Origin of the sequence: Mucilaginibacter myungsuensis, assembly GCF_015222005.1 — a bacterium.
Taxonomy (GTDB): Bacteria; Bacteroidota; Bacteroidia; order Sphingobacteriales; family Sphingobacteriaceae; genus Mucilaginibacter; species Mucilaginibacter myungsuensis.
Genome location: NZ_JADFFL010000004.1, coordinates 459,836 through 482,757, shown reverse-complemented (window position 1 = coordinate 482,757; position 22,922 = coordinate 459,836). Strand labels below are relative to the sequence as shown.

At 46.7% G+C, this 22,922-nt stretch carries 18 protein-coding genes and 1 tRNA gene; 5 read left to right on the top strand and 14 right to left on the bottom strand.

Annotation, left to right across the window (positions count from 1 at the left end; all coding sequences use genetic code 11):
• Positions 1-284: 284 nt before the first annotated feature.
• The 10 genes from IRJ16_RS13430 to IRJ16_RS13385 all read right to left on the bottom strand — a co-directional run bounded on the left by IRJ16_RS13430 (position 285) and on the right by IRJ16_RS13385 (position 11,307).
• Positions 285-2,807 (bottom strand): zinc-dependent metalloprotease, encoded by a 2,523-nt coding sequence (locus IRJ16_RS13430; protein WP_228080108.1) that lies wholly within the window; start codon positions 2,805-2,807, stop codon positions 285-287.
• Between the two features lie 145 nt (positions 2,808-2,952).
• Entirely contained in the window at positions 2,953-3,513 is a 561-nt protein-coding gene (locus IRJ16_RS13425; protein WP_262893664.1) for a DUF1345 domain-containing protein, read from the bottom strand.
• A 224-nt stretch (positions 3,514-3,737) separates the two neighbouring features.
• Complete coding sequence (locus IRJ16_RS13420; RefSeq protein WP_194112108.1) at positions 3,738-3,944, bottom strand: YwbE family protein; 207 nt, start codon at positions 3,942-3,944, stop codon at positions 3,738-3,740.
• Between the two features lie 13 nt (positions 3,945-3,957).
• On the bottom strand, positions 3,958-4,509 hold the full coding sequence (locus tag IRJ16_RS13415) for a TlpA family protein disulfide reductase (RefSeq protein ID WP_194112107.1): 552 nt from the start codon (positions 4,507-4,509) through the stop codon (positions 3,958-3,960).
• A complete protein-coding gene (locus tag IRJ16_RS13410; protein ID WP_194112106.1) occupies positions 4,509-5,636 on the bottom strand; it encodes a TlpA disulfide reductase family protein in 1,128 nt (375 codons plus the stop codon). Before IRJ16_RS13410 ends, IRJ16_RS13415 begins: the two co-directional genes overlap by 1 nt.
• Before the next feature lie 38 nt (positions 5,637-5,674).
• The gene (locus IRJ16_RS13405) at positions 5,675-6,799 is read right to left on the bottom strand and encodes a TlpA disulfide reductase family protein (RefSeq protein ID WP_194112105.1); all 1,125 of its coding nucleotides are present in this window, start codon (positions 6,797-6,799) and stop codon (positions 5,675-5,677) included.
• A gap of 59 nt (positions 6,800-6,858) precedes the next feature.
• The gene (gene argH, locus IRJ16_RS13400) at positions 6,859-8,193 is read right to left on the bottom strand and encodes an argininosuccinate lyase (protein ID WP_194112104.1); all 1,335 of its coding nucleotides are present in this window, start codon (positions 8,191-8,193) and stop codon (positions 6,859-6,861) included.
• 55 nt (positions 8,194-8,248) lie between these two features.
• Positions 8,249-8,677, bottom strand: a complete 429-nt coding sequence (locus IRJ16_RS13395) for a hypothetical protein (RefSeq protein WP_194112103.1) — start codon at positions 8,675-8,677, stop codon at positions 8,249-8,251.
• A gap of 116 nt (positions 8,678-8,793) precedes the next feature.
• On the bottom strand, positions 8,794-10,713 hold the full coding sequence (locus IRJ16_RS13390) for an ABC-F family ATP-binding cassette domain-containing protein (protein WP_194112102.1): 1,920 nt from the start codon (positions 10,711-10,713) through the stop codon (positions 8,794-8,796).
• A 180-nt stretch (positions 10,714-10,893) separates the two neighbouring features.
• Positions 10,894-11,307 (bottom strand): hypothetical protein, encoded by a 414-nt coding sequence (locus IRJ16_RS13385; protein ID WP_194112101.1) that lies wholly within the window; start codon positions 11,305-11,307, stop codon positions 10,894-10,896.
• 223 nt (positions 11,308-11,530) lie between these two features.
• On the opposite strand from IRJ16_RS13385, the gene IRJ16_RS13380 reads away from it, so the two are divergent.
• From IRJ16_RS13380 to IRJ16_RS13365, 4 genes are all read left to right on the top strand, one after another.
• On the top strand, positions 11,531-12,571 hold the full coding sequence (locus IRJ16_RS13380; protein ID WP_194112100.1) for a quinone-dependent dihydroorotate dehydrogenase: 1,041 nt from the start codon (positions 11,531-11,533) through the stop codon (positions 12,569-12,571).
• A gap of 320 nt (positions 12,572-12,891) precedes the next feature.
• Positions 12,892-13,050: a hypothetical protein gene (locus IRJ16_RS13375; RefSeq protein ID WP_194112099.1), complete on the top strand. Its 159-nt coding sequence runs from the start codon at positions 12,892-12,894 to the stop codon at positions 13,048-13,050.
• Positions 13,051-13,137: 87 nt separating this feature from the next.
• Positions 13,138-13,296 (top strand): hypothetical protein, encoded by a 159-nt coding sequence (locus tag IRJ16_RS13370; RefSeq protein WP_194112098.1) that lies wholly within the window; start codon positions 13,138-13,140, stop codon positions 13,294-13,296.
• A gap of 141 nt (positions 13,297-13,437) precedes the next feature.
• Complete coding sequence (locus IRJ16_RS13365) at positions 13,438-14,769, top strand: sigma-54-dependent transcriptional regulator (protein ID WP_194112097.1); 1,332 nt, start codon at positions 13,438-13,440, stop codon at positions 14,767-14,769.
• On the opposite strand, the gene IRJ16_RS13360 is transcribed toward IRJ16_RS13365, so the two are convergent.
• Positions 14,766-17,270 carry a hybrid sensor histidine kinase/response regulator gene (locus IRJ16_RS13360; RefSeq protein WP_194112096.1) on the bottom strand — a complete coding sequence of 835 codons (2,505 nt, stop codon included), beginning with the start codon at positions 17,268-17,270 and terminating at the stop codon, positions 14,766-14,768. The genes IRJ16_RS13365 and IRJ16_RS13360 overlap by 4 nt on opposite strands.
• A gap of 591 nt (positions 17,271-17,861) precedes the next feature.
• On the opposite strand from IRJ16_RS13360, the gene IRJ16_RS13355 reads away from it, so the two are divergent.
• Entirely contained in the window at positions 17,862-21,470 is a 3,609-nt protein-coding gene (locus IRJ16_RS13355; protein ID WP_194112095.1) for an ABC transporter permease, read from the top strand.
• Positions 21,471-21,742: 272 nt separating this feature from the next.
• Here IRJ16_RS13355 and IRJ16_RS13350 read toward each other — a convergent pair whose 3' ends face one another.
• From IRJ16_RS13350 to IRJ16_RS13340, 3 genes are all read right to left on the bottom strand, one after another.
• The gene (locus IRJ16_RS13350; protein WP_194112094.1) at positions 21,743-22,387 is read right to left on the bottom strand and encodes a hypothetical protein; all 645 of its coding nucleotides are present in this window, start codon (positions 22,385-22,387) and stop codon (positions 21,743-21,745) included.
• A 220-nt stretch (positions 22,388-22,607) separates the two neighbouring features.
• Entirely contained in the window at positions 22,608-22,781 is a 174-nt protein-coding gene (locus IRJ16_RS13345; protein WP_194112093.1) for a spore protein, read from the bottom strand.
• A gap of 29 nt (positions 22,782-22,810) precedes the next feature.
• Positions 22,811-22,881 (bottom strand) — tRNA-Cys (locus IRJ16_RS13340).
• Positions 22,882-22,922 lie beyond the last annotated feature (41 nt).

Below are 22,922 nucleotides of genomic sequence, written 5' to 3'. Positions count from 1 at the left end.
ATATCTCGTTTACTATAATTGGGAGAGGCCACATCAAGGTATCAATGGTAAAAAACCTATCGACATGGCAGCCCTAAACAACAAATAAACACACCTGATTCTATTGCTGAATTACCTAACCCTTACAATTGCGAGGAACGAAGCGATCGCACACCCTAAGAGCGGCTTTGCTTATTTGCGATCGCTTCGTACCTCGCAATGGCAAATTGGAGACCTTATCCGCCACAAAAAAGCCCCGTCGGCTTTCACCAACGGGGCTAAAATTTTCACAATTTATTGTTCAATTAACCTTTAGGATCCAGAGCGGCAGTTATCCTGTCGTTAAGATCTTGCAGGTGGTATTTGCTCATTGCGTCGGTGGTACCGGCTTCTGCAGAGGTCACTAATGCTTTGATGGCTTTTAATTGTGCTTTGGTAACCGACACTACGTCGCTTGAACCACCTGCACGGCGGCCACCAACAGCGGCGATAGCTGCTGCTGCGGCAGGATCAGGTGATGGGGCAACAATGTCGATCAGTTTACCTACGTATGATTTTTGCAGGTTACGACGGTAAATATCTATCGGCGCGTTGGTTCTCAACTCGCGGAAGATGATACCTTGCAGGTCGCCGTAAAAATCGGTGATCTTGTAGTTAGCTGCGCTTTTAGCTTCAGCTGTTAAAAGTTTACCTAATATACGGTCGTTAACCAAACGGGTCAATACAGCGTCTTGCGAGCGGCCGATCACCGTGATACCGTTGCTGCCGATCTGATCAAGGATGTTATCCTGAACTAACCAAGTAGGGGTGGTGAACAACTGACGGTCTAAGAACTCCATGGCCTCTTTTTGAGTAGCGGCCGGGGTGATCTCGTAAACAACACCTGCTTCTTCAACAGTTTTAGGGTTTTCGTAAATACCGCCAATGTTTTTAGACACGTGACCCATGTAACGGTTGAACTGGGTAGTTAGCTGACCGTACATGTTTGCCAGGTTACCAAAATCCTCGTTAGGTACTTTGGTCCACTCAGGTAACTGAACGATGATGCGTTTCAGGTTTTTGATACCGTAATCGCTGGCTTTCATGGCGTTGTCGCCCAGATCCTCATTCTGTGAGTGCGGGTCATCAGGATTGATCTCGGTACCGAACCAGTTGCGGCGGTTCTTTAGCGCCTCAATGGTCATTTTGTTTAAAGTAGTCTCTTCGGCTGCCGCTGTTTTAGCATCCGGCAAGTAAGAATAACCCCATTTAATAGCCCAGTTATCGTACTCGCCAATGCGTGGGTATAAGCCGGCTTTGGTGATCTTATCCTCGGGCTGAGCTACGTAGTTAAAGCGGGCATAGTCCATGATAGATGGCGTGTGGCCGTTATCTTCAACCCAGGCTTTATCGCGTAATTTTTCTACCGGGGTAGTTGAGCTTGAACCGTAGTTGTGACGCAGACCTAAAGTATGGCCAACCTCGTGCGATGATACAAAGCGGATCAGGTCGCCCATCAGTTCATCACTGAATTGCATTTTACGGGCACGTGGATCAACTGCCGCGGTTTGGATAAAGTACCAATCGTGCACCAGTTTCATTACGTTGTGGAACCAGTTGATGTGGGTCTCCAGGATCTCGCCACTGCGTGGGTCGGATACGTGCGGGCCGCTGGCATTCTCAGTTTCGGATGGTTTGTAAACGATCACCGAGTGGCTGGCATCATCCAGGCTCCAGGTAGAGTCTTGCTTAGCAGTAGGGGCGATCTTAGCTACGATGGCATTTTTGAAACCGGCCGACTCGAAAGCTTTAGCCCAGTCGTTAACACCGGCGATCAGGTATGGCTGCCATTTTTTAGGCGTAGCAGGGTCGATGTAATAAACGATCTGTTTTTTAGGCTCAACCAATTCGCCGCGTTTGTATTTGGCCATGTCCTCAGCTTTAGGCTCTAACCTCCAGCGGGCGATCATTTGTACGCTTTTTACACCTTGTGGGTTGGCATCAAAGTCGGTATAACCACTGGTGAAGTAACCAACACGCTGATCATAATAACGGGCTTGCATTGGCACTTTAGGCAGGATCAGTAAAGAGGTATTTAGTTCTACTGTGACCGAACCGCTTGCGCCACCCGGTGCAGCCGGAGCGGCAGGTACGCCTGCACGACCGAAAGCCGGAGCCGCACCTAACGAGTAGGTTTTAACGGTAGTGATCTCGATATTAGTTTTGAACGGACGGATAGCCTCGATATAGCTGCGATCCGAAATTTGGCTACCCAAACGCAAACGGGTCTTCATGGCAGGCGAGCTGAAGTAGAAGATCTCGTTATCGCTATTGATATAATCGGTCAGGTCTACAACGCTGCCTTTTGAATCTTCAGAGAAAGCCGCGATGTTGAAAGCCGCCGCTATAGCCTGTACGTTAGAGCGCTGAACAGCCTGGTACATAGCCTTAGTGCTATCAGCACTGTAAGCGCGGAACGATATTTTACGCATGAATATGCGGTTGTTAGGGCCTTTTTCAAAGCGGATCACATTCTCGCCGATCTGGTCGCCTGCGTAACCGTCAACTGCGCGTGTCTCGGCACCTGCTTTAGAGATACGGTTAACCACCAAAATGTCGCGGTTAAGGATACTATCACCGATCTCGAAAAAGAATTTATCATCAACCTTGTGCACGTTGAACAGACCTTTACGGCTGATAGCCTTGTCTGTGATCACTTGTTTAAAAGGTTTTGGGGCTGGTTTTGCGTTAGCAGCGCCACCGGCAGCCGGCGGGCCGCCAGGCAAACCACCTGCGCGACGGGGAGCAGCTACGGTATCTCTTTGCTGGGCAAAAGAAACGGTAGCCATAGCCGTTAATAAAATTGGAAGGACAATTTTTTTCATATATAAGTTAAAAACAATTTGAGAACTTAAATGTAGCAAGTCTCCGTCCCATAACACGGGTTGTAACTTACATGTTACGATTGCGTTAAAAAGATATGAGCTGGGCGGGCTATTTAGCGATAAGTCCCGACACTACATTGATGCTCAGCGCCAGAATAGCGGTATTAAAGGCAAAGGCGATCAACCCGTGGACCAATGCGATGCGACGGATACGGCGAGATGATATCTCCACGTCCGACACCTGAAAGGTAGTGCCTAACACGAAGGAGAAATAAACAAAATCCAGATAGTCCGGCTCTTTTTCATCAGCGGGGAACTCCAGGCCACACAATGGTTTTTTGCCTGCGCCATCCGGATCGGTGCTATAATATAAGTGAGCGTACCTGAGCGTGAACAAAGTATGCACCAACCACCAGGAAAGGATCACCGACCCCATAGCTAAAATCACATGCCCGGTAACTTCGGTATCCGAAAGGTTTTTGGATGCCTTAAGCAGGAATAATATCGCCACTAAGCTGGCTAACGAAGCACCGACAACGATTATGAAGAGCAGTGTACGACTGGAATCTTCCAGACTGGCTACCTTGCGTATCTCGCGTGGATGGGCCGTAAGGATGATGATCCAATCCCAAATGATCACCGTTAGTGCGAAGGCAGACCACGTAGCCAATGACGCTGCGGGTATAGAGAAACCTCTAAAGCAGGTAAAAAAAGCCGCTATCCCGACCGCTAGCGATACATATAACCGATAGTGGGAATCGATCCGTAGGAATGAACTATGTGGAATGGGTTTGATCTTAACTTGCGACATCAGCAACTAAAGTACAAGAAAATCGCCAATGACATCGCAGCGAATGACCCAATGATGCCGTAGGCATAATAATAGGGAAGCGATCAGAAATCTTCCTCGTCAATAATATGCGCCACACGCCCTACCTGCCCATCCTCTAACTGAACTTTGATGCCGCGCGAATGGTAGGCCGCACTGGTCAGTAAGCGTTTTACAAAGCCGCGGGTAAGTTCGCCGCTGCGCTGATCTTTTTTAAGGATGATATCGACCTCAAGGCCGGGGTAAATGTCTTTGCGGTTCTGTCCGTTCATCGGCGCAAATATATTATTTCTCTACCATGCTTTTTACCAGGGCGGTCAGGCCAACTTTATTGTCGTAATGGAAACCGGTGTAACTTTCTAAGATATTCCCTTTCTTATCCAGAAAATAGATCTGCGGGATACCCCTAAAGCCGAACTGTTTTTTGATGCTGACCAAATTATCACCTTCGGCCAGTACCTGCCCCCAAGGCATGTTCTCTTCCTTCATGGCTTTGATCCATGCGGCCTTGTCCTTATCCACACTGATGCTAATAAGACGGAGTTTGGTTGTGTCGGCCTTGCCATAGATCTCTTTCAGGTTGGGTATCTCCATACGGCAGGGGCTGCACCAGCTTGCCCAAAACACCACCATGTTCACTTTTTTAGTTGTGTCTATCAGTTGATGTGGTTTGCCACCTTCGTCGGTAAATGACAGGTTGGTGATAGCGGCTTTTTTGGCTACAGAATCGGTATGTAAGATGCCGGGGGTGTTAGATGTATAGCCCGCTAATTCTTTTGTGAATGATGATAGGAGCGACACGGCGACAACGCCAATAGGAATGATAAGGTGTTTCATTAGTTTTTGTTTAAATATTCGGTGATCATTTTGGTCAAATTAGTTTCGCCTTCGGGGTCATTCCCAATGATATGGTTTATCAGATGACGTTTATTATCTATCAGATAGATCTGTGGTACGGCACTCAGATTATATTGTGCGGTCAATTTATCCCTAACGTTATCGGTAAGGCAAAGTTGTTGCCATGGCATCTTTTCTGCACCGACCGCTTTTAACCAGGCGGCTTTGTCTTTGTCAATAGATACGCTGACCATCCTAAAGCGCTTGTCAGTAATTTTGGCAGCGACTTTCTTTAGTGCCGGGATCTCCTCGCGGCAAGGGCCGCACCAACTGGCCCAAAATATCAGCATGTTCAGCTGTTTGGTAGTATCTATCATCGTAGCCGACTTATTGCCGTCGTCAATAAGCACACTGTTCGCTTTCATCCCCCTGGCCTCTAAACGGTAATTTAAAAACTCTGTTAGTTTCCGACCGCTGTATGTTTGCTGCCTTTCTTTGTCGAAAGTATTTATTAAGCGTTCAATTTCCAGGTCGGTCAAGTTATATTTAAGGTTGTGCATAGCGAACATCGCCCAATAAGCGTTGGGCATAGTGCGGATCGTGTTCACCAATTTATTTACTTGTTCAGCACGTTTGGTAGTGTCATCGCTCATTCGCATGTAAGGCATATCTTTATGCTGAAAGTAGAAATCGTTTTGCGGCCCTGCTTTTATTTTCAGCACTTTCTCTTGCGTTAGATCGCCGGTAAGTTCTATTGATCCAGGCTCCATTAGTAACTCGCGATACATCATTGGCTTTTTTTGCGGATCGGCATGCGGGTCTTTAACTAACAAATATTCGGTCTTTCCGGCTTTATCAATGTATCTGATATTGACCAGACGTGGTTCAAAGACGGTGTCGGGATTAAACTTGAATTGAAATATCCCGTTAGTGACCCTTGCCGAATCTAAAGGCGGTTTCTTGCCGATAGGATAAAGATCGTACAGATAGACCCATTTAGCATTAAGGCCCTTGATGTTGCCCCGGATATCAATGATGTCGCCTTGTTTATAACCAAAAGCCGCGATAATCGCAAACAGGCCTGCGGTCAGCAGCAATTTTACCCCTTTATATGGATGAATATTCATAACTACTTTCGTTGATATTGGTCGAGTTATTTTAATGTTCAGCTTTTGCTTAAATACTCATTGATCTGCTTTACCAGTTTCGGTTCGTTCTCTTGTTCAAAACCGTCAAACTTGGTGATCAGTTTGCGATTGCTGCCATCGATCAAAAATATCTGGGGGATGAAGTTCAAGTTGTATTGGGTGAGCATGCGGGTCATCATGGGTTTGTCTACACACAATTGCTGCCAGGTCATTTTTTCCTGCGCCATGGCTTTTTTCCACCATTCGTCCACATCATCTAAACTTACGCTCACCATCCTGAAACGATCGTCTTTGATCTGGGCAGCAACGCGTTTAAGCGTGGGTATCTCGGCACGGCATGGACCGCACCAACTGGCCCAAAAGATCACCATGTTCAGTTTTTTGGTGGTGTCGATCATGGCTATGTGCGTACCCTCGGGAGTGACGAGTAAGTTATTCGGGCGAGGGTCATTTTCGCCGGGGCGAAGGGCTAAAAACTCCTGTATCTTTTTGCCGCTATAGCTTTGGCGTGTCGGCTCGTCGAAGGTGTTCAATACCGTCTTTAATTCATCGTTATTGATCTGGAACTTGAGGTTGCTTAGCGCGTTTAGTGCCCACCAGGCATCAGGCGTTTCTTTTACTTTAGAGACCAACCGATCGACCTGTTTTTTATGTTTTGCAAGATCGCTGCTCATGCGGCTAAAAGGCAGATCCCTGTTCTTCCAATAAAAATCGGTTTGGTGGCCGGCCTTGATCGTAATGCCTTGGGCTTGGCTTAAGTTACCTGTAAGTTCGGTAACACCCGGTTCCATTAAGAAGTCGCCAAAAAGGTCGGGCTTAGCTTTGTCTTTACTAAGCGGGTTAATAATGCTTAGGCCTGCCGGCCGCCTGTTCTTATTGAGTTTATCTTTGTACGATATGTTGACCAAACGCGGTTCAAAAACAGTATCGGGATGGAATTTGAAAACAAAGGTGCCATTGGTGACCTCGACGGAATCGAGCGGTGGCTTTTTACCGATAGGGTAGGTGTTATTTAGATAAACCCACTCAGCATCCAGTCCCTGGATGTTGCCTTTGATCTCGATATCGTTGTTTTTACTGCACGATGTTAACGCGGCTAATAGCACAGCCAGCGATAACTTTAAAAATTTAGGTTGATACATATTAGTATGATATATAAAAGCAAGTTAGCGTTTATATATCATACCTAAAAAATTAGTTTTTATTTTACTAATTTTTCTATTGCTACTTCCACATGCTCGAATTTGAACTGCTCCAACACCGCGTCCATCGCCTCTGCGATCTGTGTATTATGCAGATTACCGATGCTACCTTCGTGGGTGTGGTTCACTGTTTTCTCAGGGTTAAAGTTGCCTTGTTCTATATCCAACCCAACTTGCTTGTAAGCATCGCGGAATGGCGTGCCGGCCAGCACCATGTTGTTCACCACCTCTACGCTGAACAGGTAAGCGTATTTGGGGTCGGTCAGGATATCGGTCTTAACGGTGATATGCTGCAACATAAAGTTGGCCATGTGCAGGCATTGTTTCAGATCGGCAAACGCCGGGAATAGCAGCTCTTTCAGCAATTGCATCTCGCGGTGATAACCCGATGGCAGATTGGTGGTCATCATAGCCACATCGTTAGGCAGGGCTTGCAAGCGATTACATTTACCACGCATGATCTCCCAAACATCGGGGTTCTTTTTGTGCGGCATAATGCTGCTGCCGGTGGTCAGGTTCTCGGGGTAGCTTACAAAGGCAAAATTCTGACTCAGGTATAAGCACTGGTCCATCGCCATGCGGCCTAACGTTGCGGCAACTGACGATAATGCCTGCGCGATAATGCGCTCGGTTTTACCGCGACCCATTTGCGCGTAAACTACGTTGTGGTTTAAAGCACCAAAGCCTAATAACTCGGTGGTCATGGTACGGTTCAATGGGAAAGATGAACCGTAACCCGCTGCGGAACCTAATGGGTTTTTGTTGGTGATCTTGTATGCGGCCAAGATCAATTCCAGGTCATCAGCCAAACTCTCTGCATAAGCGCCGAACCATAGACCGAATGATGACGGCATGGCCACCTGCAAGTGCGTATAGCCCGGAAGCAATACGTCTTTATGTTGCTCGCTCAGGCTTAGCAACAGGTCGAACAAGCTTTTAATCTCGGCAACTACCAATTGCAACTCATTACGGAAGAACAATTTCAGGTCCACCAAAACCTGATCGTTACGTGAACGACCGCTATGTATCTTTTTACCCGCCTCGCCAATGCGGCGTGTCAACAATAATTCTATTTGAGAGTGTACATCCTCTACGCCGTCTTCAATAATAAAGCCGTTCTGCTGTATATCGGCATAGATGCTTTTCAACTCAGCTTGAACAACGGTCAGGTCATCGGCGCTCATCAAACCGATGCTCTCCAACATACGGGTATGCGCCAGCGAGCCAAGCACATCAAAGGCAGCCATTTGCTGGTCAAATTCGCGGTCGCGGCCAACGGTAAAATTCTCTACCAGTGCGTTAACGTCAGTTGTTTTTTGCCAGATCTTGCTCATGGGTATGGATGTTTTTATCTGGCGCAAAAGTAAGGTATTGCAGTTAGCTGTGCAATTATTCGGCAGATGGTTCTTTGTAGCTCAATATCGTTTTGACGAACAGTATCATAGAGCAGACCAGGAATGGTGTGCCTGTCCAAAAGCTAAATGCAGCGATGTTATCCCCTCTAAAAAAAGAATGCACTATATAGATAAATCCGACCCAAAGTGAAACTATACCGGTCACTCTGTACAACTTCGGTACATTAAATAATGAAATAAATAAGGTTACAGTACCGATGAAAGAAAAAAGGCAAGCAGCTGTAATGGTGCTATTATAACTACCCGTCATCGAAAATTTTAATTCATTCAAGCTGCCATATCCCCCAGTCAAAAATATAATTTCCAATACGAGCAAAGGCCCAACGCCATGCCCGGCCCCGATCAGAATCAGTCCGTTTGCGGCGATGGTGCCGATGGTGAGTTTGTTGCCGGTGTTAGCCAAGGTTTGGGTTGTTTATTTTTGTTTTGTCATTGCGAGGAACGAAGCAATCGCGAACTTTGCAAGACCGCTCTGTTATCCGCGGTTGCTTCGTTCCTCACAATGACAAGTAGGAGAATTTATCCCTCCATCTCCATGATCTGCTCTGCCAATGTCTCCCATTTAGCTTGCAACGACTTTAGTTCACCTTGCTTGGCCTGATAGGCCGCTTTGGTTTCCTTCATCTTGTTGGCATCGCTGTAAACGGCACTGTCAGCCATTTTTTCTTCTAAAACTTTCACGTCTTTTTCCAATACCGATATCTGGTCTTCCATTTTGCCCAGATCCTGGTTCAGCTTTTTTAGTTGCTGCTTGGTGTCGTTAGTTTGAGGCTGTTTAACCGGCTCGGGCTTTTTCTCTTCCTTTTTAGGTTGAGGGGCGGTGGCGGCTTTAGGCTCTAACTTACGTTTGGCTTGCCATTCGTCGTACTCGGCATAATTGCCCGGGTAAGCTTTTATTTTTTTGTCTTCGATGAACCAGATCTTGTTGGCCACATTATCAAGGAAGTACCTATCGTGCGATACTACGATGACCGTACCCTCGTACTGCTGGATAGCCTGGATCAGGATGTTTACCGATGCCATGTCCAGGTGGTTGGTAGGCTCATCCAGTACCAAAAAGTTGGCATCAGCAGTAAGTGCTTTGGCTAAAGCCACGCGCGATTTCTCGCCACCCGACAGTACCTTGATCTTTTTGAAAACATCATCGCCGGTGAACAGGAACGATCCTAAGATCGACCGCAATTCAGTTTCGGTATGTTTGGGCGCAAAAGCCTGGAGCTCTTGTAATATTTGACTCTCTAAATGCAGCGACTCTAATTGGTGCTGCGCAAAAAAGGTTTGGCTTACGTTATGGCCTTCGATCTTGGTACCGGTGAAATCTTTGTCGGCACCGGCCACGATACGTAACACGGTAGATTTACCTTTACCGTTAGCACCGATCAGCGCGATCTTGTCACCTTTTTCGATCACCGCTTCGGCATCCTCCAATATATCTATAGTCGGATATTTTTTTGTGATATGCTCTAACTGAACCAAATGACGGCCGGATGGCTTGCTGAATCTAAAGCTGAAGTTAACCTCAGGGTTATCATCATCCACGTCATCTATACGTTCCATTTTATCCAGCATCTTGATGCGGGATTGCGCCATTTTGGCTTTAGATGCCTTGGCACGGAAACGCTCGATCAGTTTCTCTTCCTGCTTGATCTTAGATTGCTGGTTCTTGAACTCGCCACGTTGTATCTCGGCACGCAGGGCTTTTTCTTCCAAATAGAAAGAATAATTGCCCGCGTAAACGTTCAGCTTACCTTTGCGCGACTCGACCGTGCGGTTGATCACCTTATCCAAAAACCACCTATCGTGCGATACGATGATGATCGCGCCGGTAAAGGCTTTCAAATAATCCTCTAACCATTGGATAGAAGGTAAGTCCAGGTGGTTGGTAGGCTCATCCAGTAACAGGATGTCGGGTGCTTGTAGCAGGATCTTAGCAAGCATCACGCGCATACGCCATCCACCCGAAAAGGTGCTTAGCTTACGGTGACGGTCGGCCTCGCTAAAACCAAGACCGGCCAATATCTCTAACGCTTTGTACTCGATGTTATAACCATCAAGCGCCTCAAATTCGTGTTGTTTATCGCTGAGTTTGTTCAGCAGTTCCTCGCTATAATCTGTTTCCAGTTTATGCAGCAATACTTCTATCTCGTCGTGCAGTTGATTTTGGCGCTCAAAGGCCTCCATCGCCACGTGAACGATGCTTTTATCTGACGAGTACGACAGCAGATCCTGGTTAAGGTAACCCATGGTCAGATCCTTAGCCATAGATATGGTGCCCGATGTTGGCTTGTAATCGCCTACAATTATTTTCAGGAGGGTAGTCTTACCGGTACCGTTGGCCCCGATCAAACCGATCTTTTCACCGGGTTTAATATGCCAGTTAGCCTCATCATACAAAGCGCGTGCACCTATCTCGAACGTCAGATTATTTATAGCGATCATTTGGCCGCAAAGGTACGCTTTTTAAGGTGAAAGGATAAAGGTCAAAGGCGAAAGGTCATCTCTTGGTTTTAAAGCTCAAAAATGAAGGATCTTTGCAGTGATCAGCGCTAACTATTCACCTTTCACCTTTCACCTTTCACCTTTCACCTTTCACCTTTCACCTTTCACCTTTCACCTTCCTCACTTCTTCCTCACCATGGTCAATACCATCGGCGTTTTAGCGATCTGGAAAAAGATCTGGCCCGATCTTTCGGTAGCGGTGATCAGCAGTATTTGTGGTTTGCCTTCTTTATTCGGTGCGCCGGTCACGGTGATCAATCCTTTGCTGGCATCATATTCCCATTTGCCGCCTTTAGGTACATTGGGCATATCAGCAGTGATGTTTACCGAATGATCGGCTTTGAACTCCAACGTCGCGGTAGCGAACATTGCCATGGCCATCATCAGCATCATATCTTTTTGTTGCTGGGGCATGTTTTTGGCAGCGTCGCCAAGCTGTACATCTTCAGCACCCCATTTGCCCACAATGCTTTTAGGGTATTTATCAGCCCAAAAGCCTGTCCAAAGTGTAAATATTAAAAGTAGTTTATGCATAGCTTGATTTCACTGATCTTTATCGATCACACCGATAAGACGAACGGACAACTGATTTATTACACTGGTTCAATTTTGATGTGTGATAAAAATAGTTAAAATATCCGGTTGACGAATTTGCTCAGCGATGTTTTTAGTAAGCATGTAGTAACGTTGTACGATTTTCTTTGTCTTATAGCCTGTCAGGTGGTTATTAAAAACAAATAAAATTAACTTTGCAGGCATGTACTCCCTTCTTAAGCCCATACTATTTAAATTCGACCCTGAAAAAGTACACCACGCTGTGACCGATGGTTTGCGCCTGTTGAACAATATCCCCGGTGGAGCAGGTATCAGCAAGGCCGTTTGGCTGATCGAAGATGTCCGTTTAGAGCGCGAGGTTTTTGGACTGAAATTCAAGAACCCCGTAGGACTTGCCGCCGGTTTTGACAAGAACGGTTTGATGGTCAAAGAGATGGCTAACCTTGGCTTCGGCTTTGTGGAGACAGGTACCGTTACGCCATTACCACAGGGCGGAAACCCCACACCAAGGATGTTCCGCCTGCCTAAGGACGAAGCGCTGATCAACCGCATGGGTTTTAATAACGATGGGGTAGATGTAGTAGCCGAGCGTATCAAAGCCTATCGTGCAAGTGCGGATCATGCCAAACAACGCGTGATCATTGGAGGCAACATCGGCAAAAATAAGGTAACCCCTAATGAGGATGCCGTAAGTGATTACGTAAAATGCTTCGACAAACTATTTGATGTGGTAGATTACTTTGTGGTGAACGTAAGCTCGCCCAACACACCGGGTCTGCGTGCTTTGCAAGAGAAAGAACCCTTGCTAAATATCCTTAATACCTTACAGCAACGTAATATTAAGAACGGCGTATCGCGCCCTATCCTATTAAAGATAGCTCCTGATCTTACCGATGAGCAATTGGATGATATTGTAGAGATCGTGCAGGAGAGCCATATCGCCGGTGTGATCGCTACTAATACTACCATTAGTCGTACAGGTCTGCAAACTCTTGGTGATGCTAAAGAGGAAGTTGGCGGGCTAAGCGGTAAACCATTAACGCAACGTTCTACCGAGGTGATCGCTTATTTACACCAAAAGTCTAAAGGTTCGTTCCCGATCATCGGGGTAGGGGGAATCCATTCTGAGCAGGACGCCTTGGATAAGATCACTGCAGGGGCGTCTTTGGTGCAGCTTTACACCGGTTTTATTTATGAAGGTCCGGGATTGATCGGTAGGATCAATAAGGCGTTGTTGAAGTAATTTAGGCATCATTTTCCAATTTCCTCCTTGGGAAGGGGTGAGACGGGAATGCGCGCAAATGCAGGGAGAGGTTAGCCGATATGCTAAGTGGTGAACCTGTCCCTGCCACCACACACCGACCAATCATACCCTTCCCTGAATGAGGGATAAAACCGTTTTATCTCCTCATCCTGCCCAGCCTCCCCACAACCTGTGGACATCATCCCCAATGCCAAAATCGGCTATAAATTATAACCTCCTGATAATCATGTGTTTTATCAATAGTGTGCCAATTGGCATCGTTATTCGATATATCCAATCATACTTAACAGAAAAACAATATGAAAAAGTTAATAGCAATGTTCGCTTTAGCAGCGATCTCTTTCGGAAGTGTTTATGCGCAAACTCAGGACACAACTAAGAAAAAGCAAGATACCACTAAGAAAGAAAAACAAGACACCAGCAAGAAAACCCCTCCAACTTTTAAATTCAAAAAATAAGGGCTTGGAGCCGACGGCCGGATCTAAATGTAGAGCCGGCCAATATTTCAACTGAATACATTTATCAAAAATAAACAGAATAGCAATATGAAAAAGTTAATGGCAATGATCGCTTTAGCAGCGATATCTTTCGGCAGTGTTTACGCTCAAACTCAGGACACCACTAAGAAACAAAAGCAAGACACTACCAAGAAAACTAAGACCGATACCACTAAGAAAACCCCACCTACCCTAAGGAACAAATAATTGGTGAGCTTGGGCAACAGTGACCAACTTTAAGTTAAAATGATGGTCGCTGTGTCAAAAAAATTAAATTAAGCGATACAAAAGCCGGGACTATCATCCCGGCTTTTGTATTTTTGCTATATCTGCTCCTTGAAGAACACTATGGCGAGAATACTGCTTGTTGAAGACGATACCACCTTTGCCCAATTGCTGGAGGGCTTCCTGACCAAAAAAGGCCACGCCGCAACGGCGGTAAATAACGTTAAGAATGGCATCAGGATGCTCGAGACCGAGCAATTCGACCTGTTGCTGCTGGACCACCGCTTACCCGACGGTGTAGGCCTGGATGTGTTAAGCAAAGCCCGCGAGAATGGCTCTAAGATCCCTGCGATAGTTATGACCAGCTTTACCGATGTGCGCACCGCTGTACGGAGTATGCGTGCGGGAGCATTTGATCATATCACCAAGCCTGTTAACCCCGATGAGTTGATGATGATCATTGGCAGCGCGTTAGAGCAAACTGACGATACGGCAGCGGATAAGCCGGCAGGCATCCCCGCGTTTATCAAAGGCGAAAGTGAGCTGGCAACCAAACTTTATAACTTTATAGATATTGTTGCGCCGACCGATATGTCGGTCATTATCCAGGGCGAGACCGGTACGGGTAAAGAGAATACTGCCCGCACGATCCATCAATTAAGCAAGCGCGAGGGCAAGACCTTTATTGCCGTAGATTGCGGGGCGCTATCTAAAGAATTGGCCGCAAGCGAACTGTTCGGTCACATCAAAGGATCATTCACAGGAGCGATCACGGATAAGAAGGGTGTTTTTGAAGTAGCCGATGGTGGTACGCTGTTTTTAGATGAGGTTGGCAACCTGAGTTACGAAGTGCAGGTGAAGTTATTACGCGCTTTACAGGAGAAGACCGTTCAGCCCGTAGGCAGCACCAAAACCATCCCGGTGAACGTGCGCATCATATCGGCTACTAATGATGACCTGGCCGAAAGCGTAGCCAATGGCGATTTTCGTCAAGATCTTTATCACCGTTTGAACGAATTTAAGATACAAATACCAGCCCTACGCGAGCGCGAGGATGACCTGGACCTGTTTATTGACCACTTCATCGCCCTGTCCAACAAAGAACTTGGCCGTAACGTGAAGAACATCCTGCCATCGGCCAAAAAGATATTAAAGCAATACGATTGGCCCGGTAACTTGCGCGAATTGAAAAATGTCATCAAGCGGATGGTGTTATTGACCACATCTACCATTGCCGACGAAACCTCGCTGCCCGAAGAAATGACCGCGACGGTATCCGCCACATTCAGCGATCCCGGCACCGATCTTAAAATGGTGAACGAGGTGAACGAGAAGGAACTGATCCAAAAAACGTTGGTCAAGGTAAAATTCAATAAATCTAAAGCGGCAAAATTGCTTAATATCGACCGTAAGACGCTTTACGCCAAGATAGAGCGGTATGGGATAGATAGTTAGGCTTCCGTCTTATCAAGGTATTCCGTGCGTATCTGTTTTACCAAGTTATTAGAGCGGATGATAAGCTTATCCAGCCTGCCGTTCACCCGTTTATAGCTTTGCCTCTTATCGGTCAGGTCTTTTTCCAACATCCTTAACTCTGCCGCTAACTCGTTGGCGCCAATTTGCGCGGTGCGGCCTGCCAGGCGGTGTACGATCAGGGAGCCGGTATCCGTGTCGTCCTGCTTTACGCATTGTTGTAGCTCGGCAGTGTCGGCTGTACAATCCTGGGCAAATCTCTCTAAGATCATCTTTAGTTGGTCAGCGTCGCCAAAGGTCATCTTTTCTACTTTGCTTAGGTCTATCTTTTCGGCGGGCATGGCTTTCACGGGGTGCTTGCTAAATATCTCTAATAACTCTTGCTGCCTAAATGGTTTCATGATCAGGCCATCAAAACCTTCGTTCAGGATGCTCTCTCGTTCGTCGGGCAATACCTGGGCGGTCAGTGCATAGATGGTCACATCGGGCGCCACGCGTTTGCGCAGGCGTTTACACAACTCCGGACCGGTAAGGCCGGGCATGCGCATATCCAGCAGGATGTATTTTACGTCAGGGTCTATGCGCGTATCCAACACCTCCATCGGGAAATTGAAACAGCGGTGTTTGATACCATTGTTTTTCAGGATGGCGCTGCACAGGTCAAGGATCACTCGGTCGTCATCCACTACCCAAACTTTAAAGTCGGCTGTGTTGTTGGCTTTGGCGGATGGTTTTACAGAGGCGATCTGCGCTTGCTCTTCTGCTGTTTTAAAGCCAAGTTTAAAGGTGAACGTACTGCCCACGCCCAATACACTCTTTAGGCCGATATTCCCGCCTTGCTCTTCTATCAGGGCCTTACTAATGGTCAGCCCTAAACCTGTGCCTTTTAAATGGGCCGCATCCTGACCGTCGGCTTGCTCAAACTCGTTAAAGATCTTAGCGGCATCATCATCGGACAGGCCCACGCCGGTATCGCTGATGGTAAAAATATAGTTCAGCTTTTGGACGGCGTTATGCGTGACCTGTAGTTTCACCTCACCATCATCGGTAAATTTGATGGCATTGCCGATGATGTTATACAGCACCTGTTTCAGGCGGAAGGTGTCGCCTTCCACATAGTCATCAGGCAGGTCGTCATAATTGGTCAATAGTTCGATGCCTTTTGCCGTTGCCTGTGGTTGCAGTACAGCTATCACCTCGTCCAGCAATTCCTTCATATCAAAGGGCTGGTTATTGAATGTCAGCTTACCCGATACGATGCGGTTATGGTCCAGTACCTCGTTAACGATATGCAGCAAATGTTCAGACGAGCGGTGGATCACCTCTATGTCCTTTTTATTAGGTTTAGCCTGATGCATCACCTGCTCGGTATAGCCAATGATAGACTGCAGAGGCGTACGCAACTCATGGCTCATATTGCTTAGGAAACGGTGCTTGGCCAATCCAAAGTTCTCGGCCTGGTCGCGGGCTTCTTCTATTTCTTCGCGGTGTTGGTTGCTTCGCGATATATCCCTTAGGATAAAGTAGAGCAGGATCACCGTCAGCAGAATGAACGCCACTACAATGTACCGCACCTTATCCACGCTCGAACTTACAATAGCCTTGGCTGCATTGTTGTTGATGGCTGCTTGAGCTACAGCCTCATTCTCCACTTGGGTCAGGATGCTGATGATCCGTTTCACCAACCTATCATTAGCACGGTTAAGGGTAGCCTCCTTGGTCACGAACTGGCGACTGCGGCGTTGCTGGTTCTCTTCTAACCGGCGCATGGTCTCGCCCATGCCTTTCAGTATCTCCAGTTGTTTGGCCGTGGTGACGGTGTCCAGGTCGATATGCAACTCTTCATCCACTACCTTGTAAGCCGCCTTTTTAGCCTGTTGCTGCTTTTTGCCGAACAGTCGCGCAAAGAAGCCGCGGTTATCCTCTACGGTATCGGTCACCTCGGTGGGGGTGATGGTGGTAGATGTCTTTTTTTGGGTGGTGGTGAAAGTACTGTCGGTCTCGCGGGCGCTGCTATCTACCAGCTTATTAAGCAGTTTTACCTGATCTGAGAAGGTCTGGTTCATCACAAGTCCTTCGCGTACTTTCAGGTAATCGATATACAGGTTATCACGATCTTTCAGGAACTTCTTGAGCGACTTTACCCGGGCGGTCTGTACCGTGTCGCCGGCGTAGGCGGTTTGCAGGGTGTCTATCAGGGCTATGAGTTTCTTGGTCTCCGTAAAAAACGAGTAGTATTCGTTCGGGTCGCTCAGCATCTCCGAACTTTTGAACTGGTCCAGCCGGGCTATGCGGCGGCTCAATTCATTCACCAGTCGTAGTTTGGTATTAGGGGCCGAGATATTGTCGACAGCCACCAGCGTCTCGCGGAAAGCGCCGCGCAAAGTCACCCACGCTAAGAACAGCGCCACGCACGCTGCCAATGTAGTAAAAATGATCTTCCCTTTAACCGAGTATCTGAAAACTGTATCCTTAGCGGCCATTCCTTCCACTTAAAAGGCAAAATAGGGGTAAATGTTTGCGCCGAGTGTCGGTTCAGTATCATAAAAAAGCCCTCTGAGCGCTCGCCGCCAGAGGGTCTTCAACCTAAACCTTATCACAAAATCGGATGGTAAGGGTACCATCCTCTGTTATGATGTAAATGTAGGTAAGTGAATTATTGGGTGGAATTTGTATCGATGAATGGGGTGGATGTGTCGATGAGTCGAGACCACCACACCCTTATCGTTCACGCGTGAACAAGTGCTATGTGAAGTGCGTAACCATTTGATAATCAGTATGGATTTTTTATGCCGTGAACAAGGCTTTGTGAACGATGTTGGTAACTTGTTGATAATCAAAGATAATTTTTGTTTTTCGAAAATTTTGGCCGTGAACGATCATGAACGGTATAATTACGATTGCTTGGGGTGTTTTGCGACTAGGTTTTCGAAGCGTGCAAGTCGTGATCACCAAGTGTTTCACTTTAGAAAGGGGACTCAACTTAACCGTTTGCAGAATATGCAGCGTAAAGATGATTTTCGGTGGACGAATGCCTATCTTGTTGATCCGTTCATCCAGACCCTTGTAATAGTTTGACCGCATACACTTTACATATCACCTTTTACCATGCGCTTTGCATTGGGATGTGTTTTGTCGGGCTGACCTTCGTGTTTTTACTATGGTTAAGGAAAGGGCAAAACCGTATCGCGGAAAGGTTTTTGGCTGCTTTAGTAGCGGTTTCGGTACTGCTAATGGCTGATGTTTTATTAAAAGATATTGGCTTAGACTGCCGGCTACCGTTATCGATCTCTTTGGCTATCGGTCCTTTGCTGTTTTTTTACGTTCTGCATGTTACCGGGCCGGGCTATAGATCGCAGCTAAGGGATCTGTTTCATTTGGTTACTGTTGTTCTTCAATTACCATTACAGATAATAGCGCTTGACCGTTCAACCTATACCAACGATGTTTTCAACTTATTAACGCTTATTTCTGTCAGCGCTTATCTTTTTAAATGCCACTTGCTGATCGCCGGTTTCTATCGTCGCCAAAAATTTAATGACGGCGACCGGTACCGACATGGCATGCGCTGGTTGCAAGGTTTATTAACGGCGCTGACCGTGTTGTGGTCATTACTGATCGTTGTCGTAGTAGCTGATCATATTTATTACCACGGTCAGTTAGTTGCGCGGGTTTACCTTACTGTTTACTTGTTACTAATGTCGGTAATGATCTGGCTGGCGGCGCGTACTTGCTTAAGCTCGTCAACATTATTAGCGGATATCCCGCAGGTGCCTACAAAACTATTATCGAGCGATCTTAGGCAAAAAGCATCTTGGTTAAAGAACGAGATAAAGCTTCATGGTTATTACCAAGACCCCGACCTTGATCTTGGTTCCCTTGCCCAAAAGCTGGACATGCATACGCATGAACTATCCCGCATCATTAATACCGTGCTGAAGAAAAGTTTTACCGATCTGATCAGCGGATACCGTGTGCGGGCAGCCATCAACAAAATGCGCGACCCGGCTTATGATCACCTCACCCTGCTGGGGATAGCATACGAGTGCGGTTTCAACTCGCAAAGCAGCTTTAACCGTATTTTTAAACAGGTGACAGGTAAAAGTCCGCAGGAATATAAAAATGAACACAAAAAAGAGCAGTCATCTTATAATTTGGGCAAGTTGACCGACCATGAGCAGTTAAGTTTGGACCGATCGACCGCACCTAAATGGTCGTCGCCAAAACTTAAACGCAATTTTATGTTCAAGAATTATTTTAAGATCGCGCGCCGCAACCTGTCGCGTAATAAAGGTTACGCGGCTATCAACATTGCCGGGCTGGCAGTAGGCATTGCCGTTTGTATGCTGATATTTATAGTGATACAGCACCACACCAGTTTTGATGATTTCCATACTAAAAAAGACCGTGTTTATCGCCTGCTGACCGAACACCACATGGAGACGGGCGCTGCCTATACCGGCCACGATCTGCCCTTTGCCCTGCCCGAAAGACTTAAGGCCGCCTTCCCCGATATAGAGGAGATAGCCCCCATTTTTAGCAGTCATAACGATCAGCTATTTGTGCTGGATGATAAGGGCGATACCAAGAAGGCTTTCAACGAGCAACAAGGCCTGTTCTATACCACGCCATCGTTCTTTAAAATGTTCGATCTGCCTTTACTGGCAGGATCATACAATACGTTAAAAGATCCCGACCATGTGCTGTTGACCAAGGCTATTGCCGAAAAGTATTTTGGCGATTGGAAGAGCGCGATGGGCAAGACCATTAAACTGCAAATGGGCGGCTATATGTTTGAGCATGGTAACGATATACTGAAGGTATCGGGCATTCTGGAGAACCCGCCTGCCAATACCGATCTTCAGGTAAAGATCGTAGTATCTTACGGTACCGGGTTTACAGGAGAATTTTTATCCCGATCTACCGACCTTAACGAGACCGTGATCGGTTATGGTTGCTATATGCTGTTATCGGCCGGTACACCTGCCGATCGTTTTCAGCAGCAGTTAAAGGCCTACTCGCACAAGGTAAAAAGGGCTGATAACAAAGATATCCATATCGCGCAGCCCCTGGGTTCGGTCCATTTTGACGCGGCTACGGGCAACTACAGTAACAAGGCGATAGGCCATAGTCTGATCAACGTGTTATGGCTGATAGGTGCTTTTATCCTGCTGATCGCTTGTGTTAATTTTGTGAACCTGTCTACAGCGCAAGCTGTTAACCGGGCTAAGGAGGTTGGCGTGCGTAAAGTGTTGGGCAGCAACAGATCACAGTTGCGCTGGCAATTTATGGTCGAAACATTCCTGATCGTGGCCTTGGCCATGCTGGTTGCCGTAGGCGTTGCGGGCATTGCTTTGCCATCCCTTGGCCAATTGCTGCAACTATCCCTTTCCCCTAATTTGCTTATCGGTGGCCGGGTGCTGTCGTTCCTGTTGGTGGTATCCATGGTAGTGACGCTACTTGCCGGACTTTATCCCTCGGCAGTATTATCTGGCGCCAACCCGGTGAATGCGTTGAAAAGTAAAGCCCTTGCCCGGGCGCCGGGGGGCGTATCGTTAAGGCGGGGCTTGGTGGTATTTCAATTTGTGATAGCACAGGCCCTCATCATTGCCACACTGGTCATTATAAAGCAGATGGACCATTTTATGGGGCAGCCCCTTGGCTTTGATAAGGACGCGATCGTAAACGTGCCATTCCGTATCGATAGTCTCACGGCGAGCAGGCTAAGCTATCTGCGTAACGGTGTTTTAGCCGTGAATGGGGTGCAAGCGGTAAGCTACAGTTCTAACACGCCCATAGAGAACGCCAATGATAAGTGGAGCAACGTAAAGCTAAGCGGGAACAGTAACATGGGCGATATTAAAGCGATCACTAAATTTGCCGACGAAAAATATATCAGCACCTATAAACTGCAATTAGTAGCCGGGCGAAATTTGAAGGCATCCGGTCTTACCAAGGAGTTTTTGGTGAACGAGTCGCTGGTGAAAAGTTTAGGTTTTAAGCGGCCCGAGGATATCCTGGGTAAGGAGATAAGCATTTGGGATGGCGTGATCAAATGCCCCGTAATTGGTGTAGTAAAAGATTTTAACGACCGCTCTTTAAAGCATGGCCTAGCGCCGTTGCTGATGGCCACCAACATCACCATGTACACCCAGGCGAGTATCAAGCTTAAAACAAGCAACATAGCATCAACCCTTAATAGCGTTAAACAAGTATTTGAGCAAGCCCTGCCCGATCTGGTGTACGAGTACCGTTTTTTGGATGATAAGATAGCTGGGTTTTATCAGCAGGAAGATCAGCTGGCCGGTCTGTACAAGATCTTTGCCGGCATCGCTATATTTTTAAGCTGCCTGGGCCTGTATGGTCTGGCATCTTTTATGGCCGTGCAGCGGGTAAAAGAGGTCGGTATCCGCAAGGTGCTTGGCGCGGGTACCGGTAGCATCGTTATTCTTTTCTCCAAAGAGTTTGTGATACTGGTAGGCATCGCCTTCGTGATAGCCGCGCCCATAGCCTGGTATTACATGCATCAATGGTTACAAGCCTACGCTTACCGCATTAGTATAAGTTGGTGGCTATTTGCCGCGGGCGGATTGGCCTCGGTGCTGATCGCCTTGCTTACCATTAGTTCCAGGGCACTAATGGCCGCCATGGTAAACCCGGTAAAAAGTTTGAAGAACGAGTAGGGGGGAGAGAATAGGGGACGCTTTTGGCTTTACTACATAATCGGGTAGTTGGGGGGATCCTTTTGCTGTAAAGGAACTTGTCATTGCGAGGAACGAAGCAATCGCACACCCAAAGAGCGGCTCTGCTTATTCGCGATTGCTTCGTTCCTCGCAATGACAAGTTCTTATAACTTTTTTTTAGCCTTTGCTCTCGGTCAGGTCACGGGTACCCCCAACGCTTTTGTCTTTTACGGCATGATCATGCCAGTTAGAGGGCTTGTTTTATTATCGGATCAATCAGAAGCTCCTAAATGTAAATATAACAGATGGTTCGATCCGATCTGAAAAGCAAAATTGCTTTCGCCATGAGCAAAATATGGTCCATCACTATATCTTTCAGGCCCCCAATCAATTTCAATTTTGTAAGCTGATCTCAATTTGAAGGATGAAAGTAGATCTTCAATTATTTTTATAAAGTATTTTAATTGAGCAGCAGGATCATATTTTTCGATAGGGTGATAATTTTTCTCCATGTCTAAATAATGCTTCGAAGAGCCATGTGTTTCACTCAATATATTTGAAAAAAAGAAAATGCATTCATCTTCGATCACTTTCTGCCAGTCCGAAATTTCAACAGATCGAAATGTCCAAGTCGGAGCATTTATGCCTTTTTTTATTGTATGAACGATGTTGTCTTCGATCAAGCCAAGATCAACTATCCAATGCTCCATCCCGTTATTGGCAGTGGTGTTAATATTAGCAATACTATTTAGATAGCCGTTGATGAAAGCCAGCTTCTCGTTTAAAGATGAAAAACTATTGATCTCTTTTTCCATTCCTAAAAATGCAAAACGGTTTATCATTTTGCAATCCAAAACATCTGCACCGTTAGGCGCAAAAGCTTTGTAGAAAAATAACGGCCGATCAACGTGCGCCATAGGTGCACAACTTAAGTTCAGTACCTACGGCACTGTTTCCCGGCTATATTAAGATGCTACAAAGCTTGAGCCTGCCTGAGGTTCGTGTAACTTCATGACCGAGGGCGCGACACGCGCAAGAAATATCTGTCACACGCCACAGGCGTGCGTCGGCTTGTGATGGGATACAAAAAAAGCCCCGCCGGGTAACCGGCAGGGCTTAAACTCTTGGTAATAACAATTACTTGCCAGCTGCGATAGCTAAAGCTGCATTGTTTTTTACGATCTGGCTGTGTTTCGACTCAGCAGAACGGCTACCGATCTCGATGTTGGTAGCTAATTTTAAGAACTGTACCTCTAAGCGTGAGGTAGTTTTGTTCCTTCTGTCTTTTCTTTTTAAACGTGTAACGCCCATGATAATTTCTTATATAAATATTAACCTCGAGGTCGAGAGCGGATTCGAACCGCTGTACAAGGTTTTGCAGACCTCTGCCTAGCCACTCGGCCACCCGACCATTTTTCAGGAATGCAAAGGTAATAATAAATTGCAACCTGT